The sequence below is a fragment of the Leifsonia sp. CL147 genome (assembly GCF_900114565.1).
Lineage (GTDB): Bacteria > Actinomycetota > Actinomycetes > Actinomycetales > Microbacteriaceae > Leifsonia.
The window spans coordinates 33,047-55,853 of sequence record NZ_FOTM01000023.1 but is presented as its reverse complement, the minus strand read 5'-3'; the positions used below and the strand labels follow the sequence as shown (position 1 = coordinate 55,853).

Annotated in this window: 19 protein-coding genes; 3 read left to right on the top strand and 16 right to left on the bottom strand. The window is 68.4% G+C overall.

Features of this window, described 5'->3' with window-relative positions; genetic code table 11:
* The 3 genes from BM287_RS16125 to BM287_RS16115 all read right to left on the bottom strand — a co-directional run bounded on the left by BM287_RS16125 (nucleotide 1) and on the right by BM287_RS16115 (nucleotide 3,019).
* Nucleotides 1-777, bottom strand: coding sequence for an ABC transporter permease (locus BM287_RS16125; RefSeq protein ID WP_244528397.1), 777 nt, complete (start codon nucleotides 775-777; stop codon nucleotides 1-3).
* Between the two features lie 89 nt (nucleotides 778-866).
* A complete protein-coding gene (locus BM287_RS16120) occupies nucleotides 867-2,183 on the bottom strand; it encodes an aryl-sulfate sulfotransferase (protein ID WP_090041513.1) in 1,317 nt (438 codons plus the stop codon).
* Nucleotides 2,180-3,019: a GntR family transcriptional regulator gene (locus BM287_RS16115; RefSeq protein WP_090041510.1), complete on the bottom strand. Its 840-nt coding sequence runs from the start codon at nucleotides 3,017-3,019 to the stop codon at nucleotides 2,180-2,182. The genes BM287_RS16120 and BM287_RS16115 overlap by 4 nt, the downstream gene beginning before the upstream one ends.
* 212 nt (nucleotides 3,020-3,231) lie before the next feature.
* Here BM287_RS16115 and BM287_RS16110 point away from each other — a divergent pair, with 212 nt between their 5' ends.
* Both BM287_RS16110 and BM287_RS16105 read left to right on the top strand, forming a co-directional pair.
* The gene (locus tag BM287_RS16110; protein WP_090041508.1) at nucleotides 3,232-3,732 is read left to right on the top strand and encodes a hypothetical protein; all 501 of its coding nucleotides are present in this window, start codon (nucleotides 3,232-3,234) and stop codon (nucleotides 3,730-3,732) included.
* Nucleotides 3,729-5,909, top strand: coding sequence for a bifunctional polysaccharide deacetylase/glycosyltransferase family 2 protein (locus BM287_RS16105; protein ID WP_211772997.1), 2,181 nt, complete (start codon nucleotides 3,729-3,731; stop codon nucleotides 5,907-5,909). Before BM287_RS16110 ends, BM287_RS16105 begins: the two co-directional genes overlap by 4 nt.
* A gap of 21 nt (nucleotides 5,910-5,930) precedes the next feature.
* On the opposite strand, the gene BM287_RS16100 is transcribed toward BM287_RS16105, so the two are convergent.
* The 12 genes from BM287_RS16100 to BM287_RS16045 form a co-directional block, all read right to left on the bottom strand.
* Complete coding sequence (locus BM287_RS16100; protein ID WP_090041505.1) at nucleotides 5,931-9,275, bottom strand: 3-keto-alpha-glucoside-1,2-lyase-like domain-containing protein; 3,345 nt, start codon at nucleotides 9,273-9,275, stop codon at nucleotides 5,931-5,933.
* Nucleotides 9,272-10,147 carry a carbohydrate ABC transporter permease gene (locus BM287_RS16095; protein WP_090041503.1) on the bottom strand — a complete coding sequence of 292 codons (876 nt, stop codon included), beginning with the start codon at nucleotides 10,145-10,147 and terminating at the stop codon, nucleotides 9,272-9,274. Before BM287_RS16095 ends, BM287_RS16100 begins: the two co-directional genes overlap by 4 nt.
* 86 nt (nucleotides 10,148-10,233) lie before the next feature.
* On the bottom strand, nucleotides 10,234-11,487 hold the full coding sequence (locus BM287_RS16090) for an ABC transporter substrate-binding protein (RefSeq protein WP_090041501.1): 1,254 nt from the start codon (nucleotides 11,485-11,487) through the stop codon (nucleotides 10,234-10,236).
* A gap of 101 nt (nucleotides 11,488-11,588) precedes the next feature.
* Nucleotides 11,589-13,499, bottom strand: coding sequence for a glycoside hydrolase family 2 protein (locus BM287_RS16085; protein WP_244528395.1), 1,911 nt, complete (start codon nucleotides 13,497-13,499; stop codon nucleotides 11,589-11,591).
* A 75-nt stretch (nucleotides 13,500-13,574) separates the two neighbouring features.
* The gene (locus tag BM287_RS16080) at nucleotides 13,575-14,591 is read right to left on the bottom strand and encodes a LacI family DNA-binding transcriptional regulator (protein WP_090041498.1); all 1,017 of its coding nucleotides are present in this window, start codon (nucleotides 14,589-14,591) and stop codon (nucleotides 13,575-13,577) included.
* Between the two features lie 175 nt (nucleotides 14,592-14,766).
* Nucleotides 14,767-15,495, bottom strand: a complete 729-nt coding sequence (locus BM287_RS16075) for a sulfite exporter TauE/SafE family protein (protein ID WP_170857593.1) — start codon at nucleotides 15,493-15,495, stop codon at nucleotides 14,767-14,769.
* A 55-nt stretch (nucleotides 15,496-15,550) separates the two neighbouring features.
* A complete protein-coding gene (locus tag BM287_RS16070; protein ID WP_090041492.1) occupies nucleotides 15,551-16,342 on the bottom strand; it encodes an SDR family NAD(P)-dependent oxidoreductase in 792 nt (263 codons plus the stop codon).
* Nucleotides 16,343-16,356: 14 nt separating this feature from the next.
* Nucleotides 16,357-17,163, bottom strand: coding sequence for a sugar phosphate isomerase/epimerase family protein (locus BM287_RS16065; RefSeq protein ID WP_090041553.1), 807 nt, complete (start codon nucleotides 17,161-17,163; stop codon nucleotides 16,357-16,359).
* A 52-nt stretch (nucleotides 17,164-17,215) separates the two neighbouring features.
* Nucleotides 17,216-17,995 carry an IclR family transcriptional regulator gene (locus tag BM287_RS16060; RefSeq protein ID WP_170857592.1) on the bottom strand — a complete coding sequence of 260 codons (780 nt, stop codon included), beginning with the start codon at nucleotides 17,993-17,995 and terminating at the stop codon, nucleotides 17,216-17,218.
* Nucleotides 17,996-18,147: 152 nt separating this feature from the next.
* Complete coding sequence (locus BM287_RS16055; RefSeq protein ID WP_090041486.1) at nucleotides 18,148-19,083, bottom strand: NADP-dependent oxidoreductase; 936 nt, start codon at nucleotides 19,081-19,083, stop codon at nucleotides 18,148-18,150.
* A 35-nt stretch (nucleotides 19,084-19,118) separates the two neighbouring features.
* Entirely contained in the window at nucleotides 19,119-20,402 is a 1,284-nt protein-coding gene (locus BM287_RS16050) for an MFS transporter (RefSeq protein WP_090041483.1), read from the bottom strand.
* Nucleotides 20,399-21,145 (bottom strand): phosphatase PAP2 family protein, encoded by a 747-nt coding sequence (locus BM287_RS16045; RefSeq protein ID WP_090041550.1) that lies wholly within the window; start codon nucleotides 21,143-21,145, stop codon nucleotides 20,399-20,401. The genes BM287_RS16050 and BM287_RS16045 overlap by 4 nt, the downstream gene beginning before the upstream one ends.
* Before the next feature lie 39 nt (nucleotides 21,146-21,184).
* Between BM287_RS16045 and BM287_RS16040 the strand changes: the two genes are divergently transcribed.
* A complete protein-coding gene (locus tag BM287_RS16040; protein WP_090041549.1) occupies nucleotides 21,185-21,997 on the top strand; it encodes a DUF1206 domain-containing protein in 813 nt (270 codons plus the stop codon).
* On the opposite strand, the gene BM287_RS16035 is transcribed toward BM287_RS16040, so the two are convergent.
* On the bottom strand, nucleotides 21,994-22,749 hold the full coding sequence (locus tag BM287_RS16035) for a phosphatase PAP2 family protein (RefSeq protein ID WP_090041480.1): 756 nt from the start codon (nucleotides 22,747-22,749) through the stop codon (nucleotides 21,994-21,996). The two genes, BM287_RS16040 and BM287_RS16035, sit on opposite strands and share 4 nt — an antisense overlap.
* Between the last annotated feature and the right edge of the window lie 58 nt (nucleotides 22,750-22,807).

Sequence of the window (22,807 nt, the reverse complement as noted above, 5' to 3'; positions counted from 1 at the left end):
TCAGTTCTCCTCCGTCGCCCACGCCGTGAACGGCCGGGAGATGGTCGCGATGAGCTGGTCGCAGATCGCGCCGATGATTCCGAGGATGACGAGCAGGACGATCAACCGGTCGGCCTGCGAGAAGAGCTGCGCCTGCGCGATCCGGTAGCCGAGTCCGTTCGTGGTGCCCGTCATCTCGGCGACCACGATCACGACGAAAGCCGTCGCGCAGCCGACGCGCATCCCCGCCACGATGTCGGGCAGGGCCTCCGGCAGGATCACCTTGCGGAGCGTCAGCCAGCGGGAGGATCCGAGGCAGCCGCTCACCTGCAGATAGTCGGACGGGGTCGATGCGAGCCCGGCATGGGTGCTGATCCACACCGGGACGAAGACGCCCACGGCCACGACGATGTACTTGCTCGTGTCGCCGATGCCGAACCACAGGATGGCGAGAGGGATCAGCCCGATCGTCGGAATCGGCGCGAGCAGACGCAGCACGGGCTGCACGACGAGCCGGCCGCCCCGCGTGGTGGCGGTCACCAGCGCCGAGCCGATCCCTGCGAGCGTGCCGATGACGAAGCCGACCAGAGCCTCCCGGACGCTGGCGAGAATGTCCGGCCCGAGCAGTCCCTCGTTCCACATCGCGACGCCCGCCCGCCAGACGGCCGGGACACTGGGGAAGAGGTTGTCCGGGAAGAGGCGGGTCGCGTACACCGCCGACCACAGCGCGATCAGCAGGGCGACGCCGAGGATCGCGCCGCCGCCGACCGTCCCGCTCAGCCGGGCGAGGTTCCTCATGCTCGCCGATCGCCGACGCGGGGCGGGACGATCGAACGCCTGCGCGGACTGCGTCATTCGGGCCAGAGGCCGCCTGGTCGTCGCTTCGTTCAGCATGAGATCCGCTGACCCACGAGTTCGGGAGTGGGCGCCGCCTCATCCGGGACCCACTCGAAGGGGACCGCCTGGGAACGGTAGATGAGCCTCGTCATGGACAGCCGGTCGACCCCGGGGACGGTCGCGGCCTGGACCTCGGGCTCGCCTGCGATACCGGGAGCCTCGTAGGGCGACCGGTACTCCCAGACGATCTCGCCCTCCCGCGTGACCTGGAACAGCCGGCCGCGCATGCCCTCCGTGATGAGCGTGTTGCCGTTGGGAAGACGCTGCGCGTTGCTGACGAACGAACTGTGGAACTCCCACGACGGACGACCGGAGTCCTCCGCGGTGTACTGCCAGACGATCTCCTTGGTCGACGGGTCGATCTCCAGAACCCGTGAACCCGCGTAGATGCCGAGCGGGGCGGGCGGGTAGCCTGCGCCTCCCTGGTTGTCGAACACGAGGATGTTGCCGGCGCCGGGGAGGCCCTCGCCGATGAAGTGCGGGTTGTGCTGGCCGGAGAGCTGATCGACCGGTCGCGGAAGCGAGAAGCGGTTGATGCGCTGGTGCTCGGCGCCCGGCTCCTCTCCGTAGTAGGGGCCCATCCGCCACACGAGCGCGCCCGTCGACTTGTCGATGATGCCGACGACGTTCGCCTTGCGCGTGCTGAAGATGATGTTGTCCGGCTGGAAGACGGTCTCCGGGTCGGCGTCATGCCACTTGTTGGGGCCGAGGGTCTTCATGCTGTTCATCTCGAGGTAGCCCCAGACATCGTCGGGTCGCCGGTCGACCGTCGAGCGGAGGTGCTCCCAGCCGGACTCCGAGAAGCCGAACTCCTGCAGGTGGTCGCCGGCCCGCCAGCTCCAGGCGATGTCCCCGCCCGGCGTGACCTCGTAGATCCCCTGGTCTCCGACCACCTGGGGGCCGAGTCCGGGGACGACGCGCGGGATGGTGACGAGGAACAGCCGGTTGCCGTTCGGAAGGAGTTCCCAGTCGTGGTTCTGCCGGGCTGCGCCGCCGGGAGCCTCCGAGCCCCACTCCCAGAGCACGTCCCCCTCCCAGGAGACCTGGCCGACAGTCCGGTTGGCGTAGATGCCGCCCGGGGAGTCTTCCACCTCGGAGAGCTGGACCCCGATGTCGCCGAGACGCCCCCCGTTCATCGCCGGATCGATAATGCGTGCGGGAACCCCGTAGAAGGGCCATTCGTGGCGGACCTCGCCATCGAGGTCGATCAGTCGCGACACTCCGTCGGGACCGCCGAACAGGATGAGGCTGTCGTGCACGCGGGCGCGATCGAGGCGGATGACGCCGGTGGCGGATGGGACGTTCATGCTTCTTCCTTCGTGGATTCGGTGGTGACCGGAGCTGCGTATGCGGCGTTCCCGTCAGGGGTGGTCGTCGCGCTCGCCGGGCGGCGGGGATGCGTCCCGCGGTCGCTGTGCCCGGTCATCGCGGCACGATCGCCGCGGAGGCGCAGGAACTCGAGCGCCAGAACCGATCCATCGCTCAGGCGAAGGATGCGATCGACCGAGAGGATGGGGTCGCCGGGCGACACATGCAGCTGGCCGGCAAGGGCATCGCCGGCGATGGCGGACTCGATGACGAGGTCGGCACCGCCGAGCTCGAGTCCGAGGGAGTCTTCGAGAAGTACGACGAGGTCGTCGTTCTCGAGGGCGCAGTCGAGGAGCCCGTGGGCGAGTCCGGCGTTGAAGTAGCTCGTATCGAGGGAGAACGGCAGTCCGTCCAGGATCCGGATCCGTTCGACCAGGAGGACGGGCGAACGGGTCGGGAGGTTCAGCGAGGCGCTGATCGCAAGCGGCGCGGAGACGACGTCCGCGACGAGGACGCGGTTCGTGACCCGTCCGCCGAAGGCGCCCGCCGACTCGCTCAGTCCCCGCAGCTCCGCCAGGTCGGACCAGTCCCAGTGCCGGTTGATCGTCGTTCCGATGCCACGCCGGCGCGACACCACGCCCTGTTTCTGGAGTGCTCCGAGGGCGGCACGGATGGCGTTGCGGCTGGCGCCGAACTCGGAGATCAGCGCCTCCTCGCTCAACGGCGTCGACGTCGAGGAGCTCCGGGCTTCGGCGCGCATCAGATCGCCGAGTCGTCGGGAGGACTGCTCTCGATCTCCTCGGAGGATCCCATCGGTGTGCGGGTCGAACTCCATGGCCTGAAGCTAGTTACGGGGTGTGTCCATGACGTGTCTGAGACGTTAGGGTCACGTTTCGCCACCGAAATGCGCGTGGCGACGCGGGGCCGAGGGCGGTTTCGCCGGAAGTTTTCTATGATCGGACAGCGATGACGCACTACAGTGATGTGCGGATGCGGGGGGCTCCGCTCAGGTCATACGAAGCCTGCGACTCTTATGGTTCTTGATTGATGCCCTTCTGGAATGCGAAGCCCCGACACCGCCGGCCTGCCGCCGGTGGTCCGGTGTTCGTCGACGCCTCCGGCAAGAGACTCCGCCGGGCGCGGATCGGCGGACTGGCGGCGCTTGCCGGTGTCACGGCCTACGTGGCGCTGGTCGGAAGCGCCTTCCTCGGAGGGCCGGACATCATCGCTCCGCTCCTGCCGGAAGCATTCGCTCCGCAGGTGCACTCGAGCGGCCGGCAGCCCGCCGTGACACGGTCGCCCCTGCCGTCGAGCCCGAAGCCCCCGTCGGCCGTCCCGGATGCGCCTCCCGCTGACCCGTCCCCGGTCTCACGCGTCGCGCCGGCCTCCCCCGTCACGGGCGGTACGACGGCTGCGGCCTCCACCCCGGTCCCGGCAGCACACGGCTCTCCCTCTTCGACGCAGACCCCAGGGCCGGGGTCGACCTCCGGCCGGAGCGCGAGCGCCCCCGGGCAAGCCAATCGGCCCCCGGCGCCGCAGAAGCCGTGACAGCGCAACCGCGTGACTCGCGGCGGTGCCGCCCGGTCCGGGCGCACTGGGTGGTGCTCGCTGCGGTCCTGTTCGCGCTCGCCGTCGCCTTGCTCGTTCAGGGATACACCCAGCACCTGGCGGGGATCGGAGACGACTCGGTGCCGGCCTCCGGCAGCGCCGCCGGCGTCCCTTCCGCCGTCTCCCACGGCGGTCCGGTGATCGACGCGCGAACAGATCGCCCGCGCACAGCGAGTCCCCGCGACCGCACTCTGGCGTTGACGTTCGACGACGGACCCGATCCCGCCTGGACGCCTCAGATCCTCGCCGTGCTCCGCAAGAACCACGTGCATGCGACCTTCTTCGTCGTCGGGACCGCTGCGATCGCCCACCCGGACCTCGTCAGGCAGATCGTCGACGACGGGAACGAAGTCGGCGTGCACACGCTCACTCACGTCGACCTCGGCGCTGCGCCCCCGTGGCGCCGTCAACTGGAGGTCCAGACGGGCCAGCAGGCCATCATCGACGCGACAGGGCGCGCCACTGCGCTGCTGCGACCCCCGTACAGCTCGGAGAACGACGCGATCACCGACAACGAGTGGACGGCCATCCGGGATGCCGCGAACGACGGGTATCTCACCGTCCTCACCACCACGGACTCCGAGGACTGGAGGCGTCCCGGAGTCCCGGCCATCGCCCGGAACCTCACCCCGACCGGGAGCGCCGGACAGGTGCTGCTGATGCACGACGGCGGCGGAGACCGCAGCCAGACGGTCGCCGCGCTCGACCAGACCCTGGGGCGGCTCTCCGCCGGCGGCTACACGGTCACGACCGTCGGGGACGCCGTCGGGCTCGGGCAGACCATGCGTCCAGCGACCCGGCTCGAGCGCATCGGCGCTGCGGCGACCGTGTGGGGCATCCGCCTCAGCGATCTGGCCGTGACCCTCATCACCTGGGCCCTGGTGCTCAGCGGCGTCGTCATGCTCATCCGCGCCGTGCTCGTCGTCTCCGTCGCCGCCCGCCACCACCGGCTCGCTCACCGCGGACGGCACCGACCGAACGGCCCGGCGCTCCCTCCCGTCACCGAACCCGTCACGGTCATCGTGCCCGCCTACAACGAAGCGGCCGGGATCGAAGCCGCGGTCCGATCGATCGCGGCGTCGACACATCCCGTGGAGATCATCGTCGTGGATGACGGCTCGACCGACGACACAGCGAGCATCGTCGAGGCGCTCGGCCTTCCCTCCGTGCGGGTCATCCGCCAGCCGAACGGCGGGAAGCCGACCGCGCTGAACACCGGCATCCAGGCTGCCTCGCATGACCTCATCGTCATGGTCGACGGCGACACCGTGTTCGAGCCGGACACGGTCCGGGCCCTCGTCCAGCCGTTCGCCGACCCGCGTGTCGGCGCGGTCTCGGGCAACACCAAGATCAACAACCGTGGGGGAATCCTCGGCGCCTGGCAGCACATCGAATACGTGGTCGGATTCAACCTGGACCGGCGGCTCTTCGACATAGCCGAATGCATGCCCACGGTGCCCGGCGCGATCGGAGGGTTCCGGAAGGACGCTCTCGACCGCGTCGGCGGTGTCAGCCTCGACACCCTCGCGGAGGACACGGACCTCACCATGTCGCTCTGCCGCGACGGCTGGCGCGTCGTGTACCGCGACGATGCTCTTGCCTGGACCGAAGCGCCCGCTTCGCTCGCCGCGCTCTGGCGTCAGCGCTACCGATGGTGCTACGGCACCATGCAGGCGATGTGGAAGCACCGCGGCGCGATCGTCCAGCGCGGCCCGGCGGGCAAGCTCGGCCGCCGCGGGCTCGGTTACCTCCTGGTCCTCCAGGTGCTCCTGCCGCTCTTCGCCCCGGTCGTGGACATCTTCGCGATCTACGGCATCATCTTCCTCGACCCCGTCCGCATCATCGGGCTGTGGTGCGCCTTCCTGCTCGTACAGCTGCTGATGGCCGCATACGCCTTCCGCCTCGACAAGGAGAAGATGGGCGCCCTCTGGACGCTCCCTCTCCAGCAAGTGGTCTACCGGCAGCTGATGTACCTCGTCGTGCTGCAATCCGTGTTCACCGCCCTCGCCGGGATCCGCCTCCGCTGGCAGAGCATGGAACGCTACGGCACCCTGCATGCGCGGACCGCCCAGGGTCCCAGGGAGGCGGCAACCGTCTCCAGCGCTCGCCGGGGATGAACCGGCGAGCACCGGAGGCGATCAGCGCGGGGTGACGGCGACGTCCCTCCAGGTCGCCCCTGCGTTGTACGTGCGGACGCCGATCGCCCCGCTGGTCGGCGAGCATCCCGTGTCCGTGGCCGCCGCGGACACGATCGAGCCGCCGTTTGCCGGCTGCCCTGTCACGGTGATCGTGCAGCCGACGGCCTCCACGGTCAGGTGGAACCAGGCCCCGGTAGGCAGCGTCACCGGAAGAGCCGCCGAGGCGAGCTGCGTCCAATTGTTCAGCTGCCGGCCCAGCACGAGGCCCGTCGGCGTGACGCCCGCGTAGTAGCCGTCCAGGGCGTCGGCGCCGACCGCGGGGTTCGTCACGCGCACGATGAACCCTGCGTTGGCGTTGCCGCCGAGGCTGTCGAGCCTGACGTCGCCGGTCAGCGAGTAGTTGCCCCAGGAGGTGGATCCGGCCACGCTCTTGTCGCCCGGGCCACCCGCCGAGTCCGCGTAGGTCTCGGTCGAGGCGGTCGTGCTCCAGGTGCCGCCGTAGGTGGTCCATCCCGATGCCGAACCGCTCGCGAACGGTGCCGCGTACGGAGCGACGGCGGTGGAGGCCGTGGCGCCGCCCGTGACCGCGATGTTCCGGAACGAGGCGGTGCTGCCCTGGTCCCGGACGCCGACGGCGCCCGAGGTCAGCGCGCAGCCGCTGTCCGTGTACGTGAAGGCGGTCGGTGCGGCCGTGCTCCCGACCGGGACCGCGCTGACGGTGAATGTGCAGCCCGACGCCTGCGCGACGAGGTGGTACCAGGTCCCGGTCGTCACTCCGCCGGGGAGGACGGCGCTCGAGAGCGAGGTCCATCCGGAGTTCTCGCGGCCGAGGACCAGGCCGGTCGTCGTGATGCCGAGGTAGTAGCCCGTGAGCGCATCTGTGCCCGCCGACGGGTTGGAGACCCGCAGAAGCAGGCCGGCCTGGGTGCCGGAGTCGATCCGGACGTCGCCCTGCACGGTGTAGTCGGTCCAGGCGGTCGAACCGGCGACGGCTTTCGGGCCGGCGGTCCCGCCGCAGGTCTCGGCGTAGACGTCGCCCGACGTCGACCAGCAGCCGTTGTAGTCGACCCAGCCGGAATCGCCGCCGCTGAACGTCGAACGGAAGGGCAGGACTCCGGCGTTGGTCTCGCCGGTGACCTCCTCGCAACCGTTCGGGCCGATCGCGGAGGGCGCGGTGTAGCGCACGGTCTGACCCGAGGCCGACACCAGGAGGTCGGGGCTGTAGTCCACGCTGCAGTTCGAGGCCGAGCCGCTGGTTGCCACGGGCGCGGGGATCCACGACCACGAGCCCGTCGCATTCCCTGAGCTGTTGACGAACACGACCTGGCCGCCCTCCGAGCCTCCCGACTCGGTCTGGCCTGCGAGCAGGAACTCGCCGCCTCCGGCCGGGCTCCACGCGAGGTAGGGCGAGTGGAAGAGCTGCCGCCCGTCGCGGGTCGTCGCGGTGGTGCCGAGGTCGGCCGGGCCGGATCCCCAGGTGTCGCCGGTCGTGGAGGACTTCACGCGTGCCACGCAGTTGAAGGCCGGGCCGCAGACCTCGTAGGCCATGACGTACGTGCCCGACGTGCTGACGGCGATGGTCGCCATCCCGGGGCGGTCGGACTGCGTCGTGCTGGCCACGTCGTTCACCTCGCCGGGCGAGACGCGCGTCAAGCCGTCGGCGTTCGCGCTCCACGAGACGCCGCCGTCGGCCGAGACGATGTGCGCGAGCTTCTGGCTGTAGGTGCCGCTCTGGCGCTCGTCGGAGAAGTAGCAGTTCAGCTTGCCGGACGAGTCCAGCGCGAGGAAGGGCTCCCAGATCCCCGTACCCTCGCCTCCACCGGCCTGGAACGCCGAGACGTACGTCCAGGTCGCGCCGGCGTCGGTGCTGCGCCACTCCACGAACGTGGTGCTGGTGTTCGCCGTCGGGGCGACGTTCCCGACGAGGAGGAGCGTGCCGGCCGGGAAGGCGCCGAGCGCCTGCGGGAACTCGTACAGGAACGGCTGCCAGAGCTGCGACGACGGATGCCCGGCTCCGGTGAGCGGGTCGCTCAGACTCGACTTCGTCGACCAGGTCGCGCCGTCGTCCGTGCTCTGACGGATGGCGAACGTGGTGGCGGCGCCGCTCTTGTCCGCATGCTCGAACGTCCCCAGGAGGGTGCCGTTCGCGCTGCCGCTGTGGGCGAGCCGGATCACCCTGCTGTACGCCAGGAAGTCGTTGGACGACGTGGAGGTGTACATGCTGGAGCCCGGGCTGTTGGCGTGGGCGGGGGCCGCGACGGCGGCGACGAAGGCGACGGCGATCGCGAGGGCCGCCGCGGCGAGCGCCGCGACCCTGGTCAGGAGCGGGCGGTGTACGAGTGACTGCATTGTCGACCTCCGGTTTCCATGGGTGGAGCAGGATGGTGTGGAGCTGGATTGTGGAGCTGGATCGAGCGGAGTCGCCCCTACTTCCCCGCCCCCACCGCGATGCCGGCGACGACGTAGCGCTGCAGCGCGAGGAACACGATGAACAGGGGCAGCACGCCGAGCACGAGCGTCGGGAGCAGCTGCTCCGGGCTCATCGTGTGGGTGCCGATCGTGGCGTAGACGGCCAGCGTGACGGTCTGCTTGTCGTCCGACGAGAGCAGGACGAGCGGCAGGATGAGGTCGTTCCAGACCTGCAGGATGACGAAGATCGCCAGTGTGGCCGTGGCCGGGCGCAGCAGCGGGAAGACGATCCTCCAGTACGTGCGGATGAGCCCGGCCGTCGACGGCCGCAGCCTCCTCCAGCTCCGGCGGCACGGTGCGCAGGAAGCCGGCGAAGAAGAACACCGCGAATGGCATGATCGTCGCGGTGTACGCGAGCACGATGCCGATGTAGCTGTCCAGCAGGTGCAGCTTCTGCATCACCTCGTACAGCGGGGTGAGCACGACGAAGATCGGGATGGTGAGGCCCGAGACGAAGATCTGGTACAGCGTGCGCGTCCAGCGCCGGGTGTGCCGCACGATCGCCCACGCCGCGAGGGAGGCCGCGAAGACCGTGACCACGGCGGTGGCGAGGGTGATGATGAGCGTGTTGCCGACGCTGCGCAGGTAGTGCATGTTCTGGAACGCGTTGACGTAGTTCTGGAAGTCGATCGGCGCCGGGAGGGCGAACGCGTTCGACGGGGAGCTGTTGCCGTGGTGCAGCGACACCATGACGAGCACCCAGATGGGCGTGAGCACGACGGCCGTGAAGGCGAGCAGGATGACCGAGGCGACTACCGTCGAGGCGCGCGAGCGGAGGCGGCGTCCCCGGAACCGCCGAGCGCGGGCCGTGTGGGGCTTGGATGTGACCCGGCCCTCGGCGTCGGATGCGGTCTCCCGGCTGATGAGCGCGGTCATGCGAGGTCGGCCTCCCGTCGGCGCAGCAGCGTCGCCTGCGTGACGCCCACGACGATCGTGAGGATCAGCAGCAGGACGGCGAGCGTGGTGCCGTAGGCGAACTGGTAGTTCGCGAAGCTGTTGTTGTAGATGACGAGGCTCAGCGTCTGCGTCGCGTCCTCGGGGGCGCCCTGCGTCATGATGAACGGCAGGTCGAACACGCGCAGCGAACCGATGACGCTGAGCGTGATGTTGATCGTGAACGACGGCGCGAGCAGCCGCCAGTCGATGCTCCAGAACCGGCGCCAGCCGGCGGCGCCGTCGAGGTTCGCCGCCTCGATGAGCGCGGGGTCGATCGCCATGTAGTTGGCGAGGTAGATCGTGGCCGTGTAGCCGAGGAACATCCAGATGTAGATGGCCGCGATCGACATCAGTGCGGTGTGCGGGTCGCCCAGCCAGATGGGCTCGAGCGAGTGGAGGCCGAGGGCATCCATGACCTCGTCGATCGGGCCTCCCAACGGCGAGTACATGTACGACCACAGGTAGCCGACCGCCACGAATGCCATCATCGCGGGCAGCAGCAGCCCGGCGCGCACGAAGTTGCGCACGCGCTCCAGCTTGAACAGCCAGAACGCGACGAGGAGGGCGAGGCCGTTCTGCACGACGACCACGACGATCGTGTAGACGATGGTGTTGCCGAGCGCATGCAGCACGGTCGGGTCGGACAGCGCGTGGAGGTAGTTCTTCAGCCCGACGAAGTTTCCGCCGCTGGGCCCGATCGCGTCGGTGAAGCTCAGCTGCACCCCGCGGATCAGCGGGTAGATCACGAAGACGGCGAAGATGAGGGCTGCCGGCGCGATCAGCACCATCGCGGAACGGCCACGGATTTGCATGGGATCGCCTTTCGGGCTGGATGGTGCGGGTGCGGTGGAGCGGGCGCCCGGCCGGGAAGCGTGCGGGACTCCCCGGCCGGGACCGGCTACTTCGTCTTCGGGATGGTCTGATCGAGTTGCTTCAAGAGCGTGCTCGTCGACTGCGACGGATCGTTGAAGAGCGAGGTGCCGACCTTCCAGAACTCCTGCTCGTAGGTCGGGAAGTGCAGGTACTCGATCGGCGAGACCTGCGAGTGGCCGGCGTTGAAGGCATCCACGTAGGCACTCGCCTTCGCCATGGTCGGGCTCGGCACGTTCTTCAGGGTGGTGAACGAGTTCTCGGCGGCCAGGTAGCGGCTGTCGTTGGCCGGGTCGGCCATGAACGCGACGTACTTCTTAGCAGCATCGGTGTGCTGGCTGGCGGCGTTGACGCCCCAGCCGGATCCGACGAAGGTCACGCCGTAGGGGCTGCTGCCTGCATCGCCGCCCGGGAACGGGTTGAGCGAGAAGTCAAACTTCGCGTTCTGCTGGAAGTTCTGCAGCTCCCACGCGCCCATGATGGTGAAGGCCCACTTTCCGGCGGCGAAGTCAGCGTTGCCGGTGTTGAACGGCTCGATGCCGTTCATCAGCTTGCCGTCGACGTCGCCCGAGGTGAGCAGCTGCTTGATGTGGTCGAACACCGGCGCGAACGACGGGTTCCAGTTGGTCTTGCCCTCGTCGTAGCCCTGGCCCCACGTGTCGTCGACCAGGTTCGCGGCGAGCGCCAGCGAGAGCTGCTCGCTGGTCCAGCCGCCCTGGTCGGCGAGCAGGAGGCCCGGCTGCCCGGCGGCCTTCAGCTTCTGCAGGGCGTCGAGGAAGTCCGGCCACGTCTGCGGAACCTGGGCGATTCCGGCCTTCTTCAGGATGTCGAGGTTGGCGTACAGGCCGATCGGGATGTTCTGCTGCGTGAACGCGTAGGTCTTGCCGCCGATCGCGCCGAACGGGGCGACGTTCGGGATGAGCTGCTTCACCCAGGACTGGTCGCTCAGGTCGGCGAGGTAGCCCTGCTTCTGCCACTGCTGCACGCGGGTCGCGTTCGTCATGAGGACGTCGGCGGCGGTGCCGGCGGCGAGGCGGGTGTTGTTGTACTGGTCGTATTCGCCGTTGGCGACGTACTTGTAGTCGACCGTGATGTTCGGGTACTTCTTGTGGAAGTCGGCGTTGATCTGCGGGATGTCGGCGAGCTCGGTGCCGCCGCCCTCGAAGCCGACGACGGTCAGCGTGACCTTGCCGTCGCTGGAGCCGCCTCCCGACGAGCAGCCGGCGAGCGCCAGCGCGACCGCCGAGACGGCGGCTGCGGCGAGGATCAGTTTGTTGCGCATGGGTGTCCACTCCTTTGTGAGGTGCCTTGTGTTGTCAGGTGCTGGTGGTGCAGGTCGGTAGTACGGGTCGGTGGGGTTTTCGTGCGGGATCCGCGCCCGGATCAGGGATCGAGGGGCGGGGCGTCGTCGAGTTCGTACGCCGCGGGTCGGGACTGGATGTCACGTAGGAGACGGAGGTCGAACTTCGGCACGCGCCGGAAGTCGAGAACACCGTTCTTCTCCTGGAAGACGTCCGTGAGCTGGGTGAAGCAGTAGCCGAACATGCCGGCGTCGTCGAGCAGCGTGTCCACCAGCCGGCGGAACCGGTCCAGCCACTCCTCGCGGCTGCGCGGCGCCTCGCCGTACCCCCACGAGTCGTCGCCGGCGCGGTCGCTGTCCGACCACCAGATGCCGCCGAACTCGCTGCAGAAGTAGGGCTGCCCGGCATACGGCACCGACCACTCGGTGCCGTCGGGCGCCGTGTTGACGTAGGGCCGGCCGTCCGCGAGACCTTCCATGCGCGCCGCGAAGACGTCGGGGTCCTGTTCGTAGAGGTGCGAGTCGTAGATGTCGGCGCCGGGCACCCGGTGCGAGTAGCCGGACGCGTCGATCACGGGCCGGGTGGGGTCGATGGCCTTGGTGACGGCGTAAAGCGCCTTGGTGGCGTCGTCCAGGATGGTCAGCCGGTCGGTGATCGGCTGGTAGGTCTCGTTGAGCGGGCACCAGCCGACGATCGATGGATGCGACAGGTCGCGGGTGAGCGCCTCCACCCACTCGGCGACGAACGACACCGTCGGCTCCTGCGGACCTCCCGGCCCCACCTTCGCGCCCCAGTCGGCGAACTCGCCCCAGACCAGGTAACCGAGCCGGTCGGCGTGGAACAGGTAGCGCTCCTCGAACACCTTCTGGTGGAGGCGCGCGCCGTTGAAGCCGGCTGCCATGGCGAGCTCGATGTCGGCCACGAGGGCGTCATCGCTCGGAGCGGTCATCAGCGTGTCGGGCCAGTAGCCCTGGTCGAGGACGAGGCGCTGGAAGACCGGTCGGCCGTTGAGGAGGATGCGGCGCCCGTCGATCGCGATCGAGCGCATGCCGGCGTAGCTGTCGAGGGCGTCGACCACGGCCTCCCCGCGCAGGAGGGTGAAACGCACGCGGTAGAGGTGCGGATCCTCGGGCGACCAGGTGCGGAGGCGATCGGCCGGGACCGCGAGGGTGACCACCGGCTTCACCTGCGCCGTCACCTCCACCTCCCTGCTGACGACGAGCCCGCCCGCGTCGAGGAGGTCGACGCGGGCGGTGAGCCCGGCGGCCGGGGACACGATGTCGAGCTCGACGGCGAACGACGACGAGGCGAGGTCGGGACGGATGACGGGACGGCCGAAGTGCGCGGCGGCGACGGGCTCCAGCCAGACGGTCTGCCAGATGCCGGTCGTGCGCGTGTAGAAGGCTTCGTAGTTCTCCGGCCGTCGGGACTGCTTGCCGCGGGCCTGGATGGTGCGGTGGTCGTCCTCGGCGAGGACGGAGAGGGTGAAGGCGGGAGTGGCGGAGGTTGCGGAGGCTGCCGCGGATGCGCCGATCGCGTCCGTGATGTCGATCGTGAACGGGGTGAACCCGCCGCGGTGACGGCCGACCTCGATGTCATCCACCCACACCGTGGTGTCGAAGTCGACCGCGCCGAAATGGAGGAGGATCCGGTCGCCGGCCCAGTCGGCGGGTACCTCGACGGTGCGCTGGTAGCGGACCGCCGGGTGGAAGCCGGTGCTGCCGACGCCGGAGCGCTCCGACTCCGGAGCGAAGGGGACGAGGATGTCGCGTTCGAGGCGCCAGGTCGTGGGGGCAGTGGTGGCGGGGTTCGCAGGCTCCACGAGGTCCGCCGCCTGCGCGGCCTCCCCTGCACCGAACCCGAAGCTCCACACGCCGTTGAGGTTGAGCCAGCGGTCGCGCACGAACTGCGGGCGCGGGTACTCCGCACGCGGCAGGGCCTGCGCGGCGGGAGCGTCCCCGTCCTGTTCGATTTCCCTCGATGCAAACGTCACGATCAGGATGCTAGCGCGTTGCTTTGCCTCGATGCAAATGCGATGTGGAGATTCCTGGAATCACCGAAGGGAGTATTACCTCACCATGCTCTGCGCCACCGGCGCACTCTCCCGCACCACCAGCCGATGCGGGCCGACCAGGACGCCGGGCTCCAGGTCCTCGCCCGCGAGCCTCCGCACGATCCGATCGAGCGCCGTCTCGGCCAGCCAGCGCTTGTCCGGGCTCACCGTGGTGAGCGACGGTGTCGAGAAGCGGCCGTCCTCGATGTCGTCCCAGCCGACGACCGCGACCTCGTCCGGCACCGAGACCCCCGCCTCATGGAGGGTGCGCAGCGCTCCGAGCGCGAGCGCGTCGGAGAAGCAGAAGATGGCGTCGAACTGCTCATCGCCGTCGAGCAGTCTCCGCATCGCCGCCGCGCCCTCCGGCCGCCGGAAGCCGTTCACGTACTCCACGATCTCCGGGAGGCCCAGCTCGGAGTGGGCGGCGATCGCCGCGCGGTAACCGTCGAGCCGCTGCGAACTCGCAGCGCGGTGACTCCGCTCGGCGCCGATCGCCGCGATGCGGCGGCGACCCTGGCCGAGCAGGTGCTCGACCGCCTCCCGGGCCGCCTGGAAGTTGTCGATCATCACCTTGTCGTAGCCCGGGAACTCATCCTCGCCCAGGAACACCAGAGGCCCTGCGGCGAGCGCCTCCAGATCCGACGCCCGGAGGGCGAGCGGGCTCAGGGCGAGCGCATCGAAGAGCGAGCCTCCGGCCGTGCGACGCAGCAGCGCGAGCTCGCGCTCGCGGTCGCCGTCGGTCTGGTCGACCACGACGGTCAGACCGCGCTCGGCGCCGCCCTCGACGAAAGCACGGGTGAGCTCCGCGAAGTAGGCGGTGTCGAGCTCCGGGAGCATCAGCCCGATGAGGCCCGACCGGCCCACCTTCAAGCTGCGCGCGAGCTCGCTGGGCTGGTACTCGAGCTCGTGGATGACGCGCAGCACCCGCTCCCGGGTCTCGGGCGCGACATGGTCGAAGCCGTTGACGACATTGGAGACCGTCCGGACCGAGACGCCCGCCGCCTCCGCCACCTCACGACGTGTCGCCGCCATGCGTCCCCCACTCCATCGTCCCGTGTGATCCCTCGGTTTGCCTCGTGGCAACGGGGCGCGATCATCCTAGCGGGGAACCGACCTGGGGAGCCGTCGGCCGAGTCGAAACCCCGCCGAGAAGGCGCGGGCACTGGCTGAAAGCGCACGCCGGTCGCCGGCTGCGGGCGCTCGGAGATCAGAGGAGCGAGGCGATGCCGTTCGCCACAAGTGATGCTGCGCTGACGCCCGCCAGAGCGAGAGTGGTCCGCCTGAGGAGGGTCTCGGATAGCCGGCCGGCCAAGAGAAGGGCGACGACCGCTCCGATGACCACGCCGGCGACCGCCCACCCGAGTTTCGAGACACCATTCACGAACGGTCCGAGAGCGATGAGCGTGACCACGTTCAGAGGGAGGAAGAACGCTTGCATCGTCCCTCGCGCCACCGCTGCCGGCCATCGCCGCGCCGATACGAACAGCGCGACAGGTGGACCGCCCACGCCCGTCAGAGCGGTCAACAGCCCGCTTGCAGCGCCCGTGATGACGGCACCGCGTCTGCCGAGCATCCAGTTCAGTGGACGCCCCCGGGCAACGAGCACAGTGCCGAAGAGCACTGCCGCCCCGGCCAGCACGGTCAAGAACGGTGCATGGATGCTGCCCAACACGAAGACGGCGGGAACGACGAGCAGTGCAGCGGGGATCAGCAGTCTGACCGTGTCGCCCAGGCGTACGAACCGGATGGAGCGGGCCAGCACGACGGCGTTCAGCACGATCGAGATGATCAGGACGATGCGGATACCGTCTTCGCGGCCCAGCGCCAGGATCAGAAGCGGTGAGGCGATGAGCCCGAACCCGATTCCGGAGAGGACCTGGAACGCCGATCCCGCTGCAGCCGCCACGAGTACGGCGACATCGAGCCACTCAATCACCCGGATCGCGCTCCACGGGAGTCAGGATCCTCGTCGAGAGGCACCCGGGCCGGCATCAGGCTCTTGAGCTCGGTCGACCGGGGATGTGGCTGAGAATCGATTTCGAGAATCCGCCGTCGACGCAGATGTCTTGACCGGTCACGTAGCCCGATAGCGGGCCGACGAGGAACTCGATGACGTTCGCGACGTCCATCGGGTCCCCGATCCTATGCAGCGGGATTATGCGTTCGCGCTGCTCTTTGATCTGCGAATCCTCGTACATCTTCTCCGTCATCCGCGTGCGGGTCATTCCCGGGGAGACCACGTTCACGCGGATTCCGTCGGAGGCCCACTCCAGTGCGAGCGTCTGGGCGAGCAGCGTCAATGCGGCTTTGCTCGGGCTGTAGGCGCCCGAGCCGGCGTGCGGCATCCGACCCGACATGGACGACGTGAAGCACGCAGCACCATGACTGGCGGCCAGATGCGGGTAACCGGCTTTCGCGAGAAGCCATGCACCGCGCACGTTGACGGAGAACATGTCGTCCCAGTCCTCCACGGACAGCTCGCTCAAGGGGCCGGGATTCGCGATGCCGGCATTCGAGACGAGTGCGTCGAGGCCACCGAATTCTTCGACCGCGGCCGCTACCATCCGGGCCGGCACCTCCGGATCGCCCAGGTTTCCCGACAATGCGATCGCAGTGCCGCCCATCGACTGGATCGAGCGGACGATCTCGTCCTGCAGACGGCTGGGTTCATGCCCGCACACCGCGATCATCGGCTTGGCACCCCGAGCCACGGCTGCCTCTGCCAGCCGCAGGGATGCCGCCGCACCGATGCCGCTGGTGCCACCACTGACCAGAGCTCTCATCGCATGGCCTCCATTCAGACGTTCCATCCCTCGACCCTGAGGGCAGTGAGGGCCTTCTCGAACTCGTGCAGAGTGTCTTCTTCACGGATCACTTCGAGAACGGTGTTGTCGGTTCCGACGGTCGCCGCCACAGCGTCGCCCACCGCGCGAAAATCGATGACGCCGGTGCCGATCGGATCGTGGCCCCACACGTCCGTTCCTGTGTCGGAGACGTGCACGAGGGAAATCGAGTCGTGATAGGAGCGCAGGGCTTCGGCGGGATCTTCGCGGATGTAAGCGGCATTCGCGACGTCGTACACGATCTTGAGCGAGTCATCGTCGACCGTCTCGACGATGCCTGCCAGCTCCTCGATCGTAGGAGTAAAGCAATAGGGGGTGTTTTCGAAGAGCAAGCGCACACCTGCCCGTTTGGCCAGAGGAAGGAGGGCGTCCAGGCTCTCGTAGAGCCAACCGTGGACGCTCTCCAGCGGTGGCGAGATCATGGGGCGCCGCGTGCCGGGAGAGATCACTATCTCGGAGGCTTCCCACACCTCCGCGAGCTCGATGACCGACGAGATGTGGTCGATGCTCTTTCGCCGCATGCTGGCGCCGGGGCTCGCGAGGTTGATGTCGAACCCGCCCGCATTCAGGGACCTGATCGTGGCTCCGCGCCGCTTGAGTTCTGCGGACGACTCGGACCGCTTCGACCCCGGCATCTCGTCGGGCCAGCAGTGCGGTGAGCTGATCGGCACCTCGAAGGTGTCGTACCCGTTCTCACACAGCTCTGCGATCGCATCGAGTGCTGTCGCCGACCAGAGGTAGGAGAACGTGTTGATGATCATGGTCATGTCGGTTCCAATCAGTATCCGCATCGGTCACGCGGGCGACGGATGTCTAAGCCGTAAGCTTCTCCGCGGCAGCGAGGTAGGCGTAGCTCGGCCAGCTGCTGGAAATGCTCTCTGCGGCTGCGAGCAGTAGTGGTGAGAGTTCAGCCATCCGCGCGCTCGTCATGCGAACGGACGGGCCGGCGATGCTGATCGTCCCGGTGGCTTCCTGGTCGCTGCCCGCCCCGAAGATCGGCGCGGCGAGGGCGTTGATTCCCGCATCCATCTCCTCGAAGGTCGTCGCGTAACGGCGCCGGCGAACCTCTTCGAGCTCGACGAGGAGCGCGGCCCGGTCGAGCGGCAGCCGGGCCGTGGTGCTGAGCTCGGCTTCGCGATCCAGCACTGCAGCCACCCGTTCCGGCGGCAGCGTGGACAGCCACGCTTTCCCCGAGGCGGTCGCATGGGGAACCGCATCCTGGCCCATGACGGGATCGATGCGAAGCGACGAGTTCGAGCCTTGCGCCTTGGCGATCCACTGCAGGGAGTCGTGTGTGGCCACAGCCAGCCGGACGAGTTCCTCACAGTCGGCGGCAAGCGAATCCAGCGCTTGCTGAGCCCACGCATCCACGCCCGAGGAAGAAAGCTGCCGAAGCCCGAGCGCACCGAGCCGATGAGTCGCGAAGTAGGCGGATGTCCGAGGATCCTGCTTCACGTAGTCGACTTCGACGAGCGCGGCCAGCAGGCGGTGCGCGATGGCCTTGTTGATGTGGAGATGTTCGGCGATCTCGCTGACTCGAGAACCTTCTGGATGGGGAACGAGCAGCTCGAGCGCGCGCATCGCGTTCGCCACATCATTCGCCAAAGCCATGAGCTTCTCCTCGCCATCGCGGTTGTAACCGTGTTACTGTAACGCCGTTACTACCCTCCCACGCCGCTGTGCTGGCTGTCAAGACTCCATCCAGGGCCAGAGGCGACCTGCTGGCCCTTCGACCTCACCCAGGGTCACACAGTCGATCCGGCAGCCGTACCGAAGTCGATGACGTACTTGACCCCGCGCGAGCGACCGGAGGAGACGACGGCCTCGGTCGCCGGGGCCTGCTCGGCGGTGACCGTCGTCACCTCGAGGCTGAGCTCACCAGCGGCGGCAAGCTTCGCTAGGCGCTCCAGATCCGCGCCGTCCGGGACGATGTAGAGGTCGTTGGTCGCGATTCCACGGGTCGGCTCTGGCGCGTCGGAGGTGAGGGATGTCAGCCGCCCTCCGTCATCGATGAGCTTCATGGCCTCTTCAGCCGTACCGTCGGCCGCGATCAGGACAGCGTCGAAGCGACGGTCGGTGGTCTGCGCCCACTTCTCGGCGTGCGAGTCGATGATGTCGACCGCGCCGCGGCGGCGGAGGCGGTCGGAGTGCCGGGGACTCGCGGCGGCCACGACCTCCGCACCGCCGAGGACTCCGAGCCGGATCGCCATGACAGCGGTGGGGCCCGAACCGACGACGAGCAGGCGAGTCCCGACGCCCACCTGCAATTCTTTCAGCGACTGACTCGCTGTGAGAGCCGCGACCGGGAGGGCGGCGGCCGTCTCCGGGCTCAGCCCGGACGGGAGCATGGCCGCGCTCGAAGCGTGGACGAGGACTTGCTCCGCCCAGAATCCACTGCCACCCGGAAGAGGCGTGTCGTGCACGACCACCACGTCACCCAGCGTGAAGCCTTCGGTGCCGGGGCCGATCGCGATGACACGGCCGACCCCCTCGACCCCGAGAGCGGCGGGTGGCTTCAGCTGAACATCCCAGCCGTCGGTGATGTGCAGGAGAGCATCCCACGGACCGATGCCGGCGGTGATGGTCTCCAGCAGAAGTTCCCCCGACTTCGGCTGGCGAGGGGTTGGCAGGTCGAGGACTTCGACTGTCGCGTCGACCGTGCGGGCTCCGATCCCGATCATCCCGTTTCTCCTATCTCTAGACGCTCTGCGAGGCGTCACGATCCTGCGCCGGCCCCCGGCTCGACCGGCGCCGAGTCCGTCTGCACCGTCTTGGCGTCAGCCGGGTCCTTCTGGCGCCGGCTGGCGAACAGGAACGGGATGCCGATCAGCTCGACCGCTCCGCCGATGACCAGCGACGTGCCGTAGCCCCAGAGGTCGGCCGCGCGTCCGAGCGCCGGCTGGATGAAGACCCCGCCGAGGCTGCCGAACAGCGAGTCGAACGACAGCACGGTCGCACGCTGCTTCGACGGGATCATGTCGTTCAGGTAGGCCTGACGGACCGGACCGGCGACCGCGAACACGAAACCCCAGATCACCAGGAAGGCGACCGCGAACCAGAACAGGCTGGTCACCCCCAGTGCCGCGAGAATCAGGATGCTGACCAGGGACGCCCCGATCACCGTCGTCGTGCGCTTCGCGAACAGCCTCCGGATACGCGAGGCGAGCATGCCACCCGCGACCTGCGCCAACGACAGAATGGCAGCGGCGAGCCCGGCAATCGAGTACGCCGTCTTATCTCCGTAGAGCTCGAGCAGATACGGCTGCAGCGCGTAGAAGGCGTAGATCCCGACGCCGGAGGCGAACGGCGCCGACAGGATCACCCACCGCACCGACCGCTTGCGCAGCCCGTGATCGATCGATTGCTTGAGCACGTTCCTGGTCGCAGCGAGCGGGCGCATCGAGTGGTCGGGCGTGAAGCCCAGGTCCTTCATCACGATGGCGGCGAACACCAGCATGACGGCCAGCACCCCGGCTCTCAGCAGGAAGGGCACCCCGAGATCAGTCGCCTGTGCGATGATCCCGCCGAGAACCGATCCGGCGAACATCGAGATCCCCGTGACGACCAGGCCGCGGCCGAACACCGCCTCGAGACTCCCGGTGTACTCGGCGAAGGCCAGCGCATCGACGAGCCAGGCGTCCACCGCCCCGGAGAAGAACGTGAAGCCCAGGCCGAGAAGCGCCGACACGATCGCCCACCAGACGAACGGCGCGTGCCAGAGCCACAGCATCCAGTACAAACCGGTCGTCACCGACAGGGTGATCGTGCCCAGCAGATACGACGCCTTCCGTCCGACCGTGTCGGCGACGACGCCCGTCGGGATCTCGAAGATCACCATGCCGGCGGTGAAGAACGCGTTCGCGGCGAATGCCTCGAAGTTCGAGAGCCCGGCGTCGAGCAGGAAGAGCGTATTGATGCCCCAGATCAACGACGCGGCCAGCGTATTGCCGAGCATCAACGTCAGGTAGACGCGCTGCACGCGACGAGCCGCCGGATTCATGATCCGCGACCGATCGCCTCATCCGCGTGAGGGCTCGACGGGTTCCGCTCGACCTTCACCCAGATCGGCGGATGGGGCAATCGTCGTTCCCGGTACAGCCGGAAGGCGAAGGGCGCCCAGAGGATGACCGCGACTCCGGCCCCGACGAGCATTCCGCCGACGGTGTCCGAGATCCAGTGGGCACCGAGGTACGTCCTGCTGAGCATCATGAGCACCGTGTAGATCGCGCCGCCGACCCAGACCCAGACCCGCCAGAAGATGAGGCTGAGCGTCGTCGCGATGAGCGCCGCGTTCGCGCTGTGACCGGACGGGAACGACCCGAAGTCGGGGGTGACGAGGATCTCCGTGGGCCTCGGACGACCGACGAGATTCTTGATGATCGTCGTCAGCGTCACACTCGTCACGGCCGCGATCACGTAATAGAGGGCGCCCCAGGGGCGCCGCCAGATCAGCAGGCCACCCACGATGACGAGCGGCACGAGAAGGAGCGAGGCGATCCCGCCGCCGATCCAGCTGAGGACGAGTGCGGGGACGGTCCACACCGGGGCGCGTGCTTCGACCAGCTCCCCCATCCACTCGACCTCGAAGCCGAACGGCTTGTCGGCCTGCCGGTAGAAGATCACGGCCGCGAGCAGGACGACGAGCAGAAGTGCGACGACGCCGGACACGACCCACCAGACTCGGGCGATGCGCACCTCACCCGGCGCGTCGCTCTCGACGGCGTCCTGAATGTTCTCGTCCATCATCCGATCGTAGGCTCGTCCCTCAGTATGCTGAGCCCGATGAGCCCTACAGCGAAGCAGGCGGTTCGCACGGCCAAGAACAGCAGCGTCGTACGCGGGTTCGCCCGCGCCGGCTTCGTGGCCAGCGGTCTCCTGCACATCCTCATCGGCTCGATCGCGATCGCTCTGGCGACCGGTACGGGCGGGGGCAGGGAGGCGGACCAGTCCGGAGCGTTCGCGGAGCTCGCCCATGCACCAGGCGGGCAGTTCCTGTTGTGGGCGGCCGCCGTCTGTTTCGCCGCGCTCGGTCTCTGGCTGCTGCTCAGCGCCTTCCTCGACCGCTCCTGGGAAGGGGCCCGCGCGCGTGCGACCCACATCGTGGAGAACGTGGTCAAAGGAGTCGTGTATCTCGTCCTCGCCTACACCGCCTACGTCTTCGCGAACGGCAGCGGAGCGAGCTCAGCCCAATCCACCAGCCAGTTCGGCGCGAAGCTGCTTTCGACCCCGGGCGGCATCTTCCTGGTGGTCGCGATCGGGCTCGCCCTCCTGGGCGTCGGCGGCTTCATGGTGTTCAAGGGCGTCACGCAGCGGTTCGACCGAGACATCCGGGTTCCCTCCGGCGCTCGGGGCACCGCGGTGAAGGTTCTCGGAGTCGTCGGTTATATCGCCCGCGGCGTGGCACTCGGTGCCGTCGGAGTGCTGTTCATCGTGGGTGCCTCGACCAACGATCCCGGCAAGACGACCGGACTGGATGGCGCGCTGAAGTCGTTCTTGAGCGTTCCGTTCGGCGCGTTCGTGCTGATCGCCATCGGCGTCGGGTGGATCGCCTACGGAATCTACGCCTTCTTCCGAGCGAGACTGGCCCTGCTCTAAGCGCCGCCCGCCAGTGGGCCCGACGTCGGGACCCTGACGGTGCGCCACGTGTCCACCGCGATCACACCCCCGACCACGATCAGCGAGAGCGACATCGCGGCCAACGCATCCGTCGCCCAGTGGTAGCCCAGATACACCCGCGACGCGGCGGTCAGGATGGCCAGCGCGGCCGACACGACGAAAGCAATCGCAGCCGACACCGGATGCCTGCGGCGCGAGAAGACCAGATATGTCGTGATCAGGAGGAAGTCGGTCGCACCCATCACGTGTCCGGACGGGAACGAGGGAGTGTGGTCCACCGCGAGCAGCATCGAGGTGATCGGCGGCCGCTCGCGGCCGATGACCGGAGCCAGGATCTGGACGGTCGCGACACCGACCAGCATGCCTCCGGCGAGCAGAAGCGGACGCCACGCATGCCTCGCGGCGAAACCCCACCACACCGTGGTGACCAGCACGATGATGGGAAGCGCGATCGGACCGAAGATGGTCGCGACGACCGTCATGACGACCGTCAGCGCCGGCGACCGCATTCCCTCCAACCAGGCCTGCACCGGCTTGTCGATCGCCGAGAGCCCGTCGCTCTCGCGCACGGAGTCGAGGACCACGAGGAAAGCGATCAACCCGGCGGCGCCGAGCACGATGGACAGGATGTAGAGGTTCCGGCGGGAGGACGCGGGCGCCGTTCTGAGCTCGACGACGAACTTCTCGTGGAAGCGACGCATCGTCCCAGGCTCGCCCTGCGACGTGGCCATCGTCCCTCCCCTCCGCGCCGCCCGGCGCTTTTCCCACCGTAGTGTCCCTCTGGTGAAG

What these genes read in the sequence shown, in the direction of transcription:
- BM287_RS16080 (WP_090041498.1), bottom strand. Translation starts at nt 14,591, where the DNA reads ATGGCGGCGACACGTCGTGAGGTGGCGGAGGCGGCGGGCGTCTCGGTC.
- BM287_RS16055 (WP_090041486.1), bottom strand. Translation starts at nt 19,083, where the DNA reads ATGATCGGGATCGGAGCCCGCACGGTCGACGCGACAGTCGAAGTCCTC.
- BM287_RS16115 (WP_090041510.1), bottom strand. Translation starts at nt 3,019, where the DNA reads ATGGAGTTCGACCCGCACACCGATGGGATCCTCCGAGGAGATCGAGAG.
- BM287_RS16035 (WP_090041480.1), bottom strand. Translation starts at nt 22,749, where the DNA reads ATGGCCACGTCGCAGGGCGAGCCTGGGACGATGCGTCGCTTCCACGAG.
- BM287_RS16100 (WP_090041505.1), bottom strand. Translation starts at nt 9,275, where the DNA reads ATGACCGCGCTCATCAGCCGGGAGACCGCATCCGACGCCGAGGGCCGG.
- BM287_RS16070 (WP_090041492.1), bottom strand. Translation starts at nt 16,342, where the DNA reads ATGAGAGCTCTGGTCAGTGGTGGCACCAGCGGCATCGGTGCGGCGGCA.
- BM287_RS16065 (WP_090041553.1), bottom strand. Translation starts at nt 17,163, where the DNA reads ATGATCATCAACACGTTCTCCTACCTCTGGTCGGCGACAGCACTCGAT.
- BM287_RS16040 (WP_090041549.1), top strand. Translation starts at nt 21,185, where the DNA reads ATGAGCCCTACAGCGAAGCAGGCGGTTCGCACGGCCAAGAACAGCAGC.
- BM287_RS16050 (WP_090041483.1), bottom strand. Translation starts at nt 20,402, where the DNA reads ATGAATCCGGCGGCTCGTCGCGTGCAGCGCGTCTACCTGACGTTGATG.
- BM287_RS16095 (WP_090041503.1), bottom strand. Translation starts at nt 10,147, where the DNA reads ATGCAAATCCGTGGCCGTTCCGCGATGGTGCTGATCGCGCCGGCAGCC.
- BM287_RS16125 (WP_244528397.1), bottom strand. Translation starts at nt 777, where the DNA reads ATGAGGAACCTCGCCCGGCTGAGCGGGACGGTCGGCGGCGGCGCGATC.
- BM287_RS16045 (WP_090041550.1), bottom strand. Translation starts at nt 21,145, where the DNA reads ATGGACGAGAACATTCAGGACGCCGTCGAGAGCGACGCGCCGGGTGAG.
- BM287_RS16110 (WP_090041508.1), top strand. Translation starts at nt 3,232, where the DNA reads ATGCCCTTCTGGAATGCGAAGCCCCGACACCGCCGGCCTGCCGCCGGT.
- BM287_RS16120 (WP_090041513.1), bottom strand. Translation starts at nt 2,183, where the DNA reads ATGAACGTCCCATCCGCCACCGGCGTCATCCGCCTCGATCGCGCCCGC.
- BM287_RS16090 (WP_090041501.1), bottom strand. Translation starts at nt 11,487, where the DNA reads ATGCGCAACAAACTGATCCTCGCCGCAGCCGCCGTCTCGGCGGTCGCG.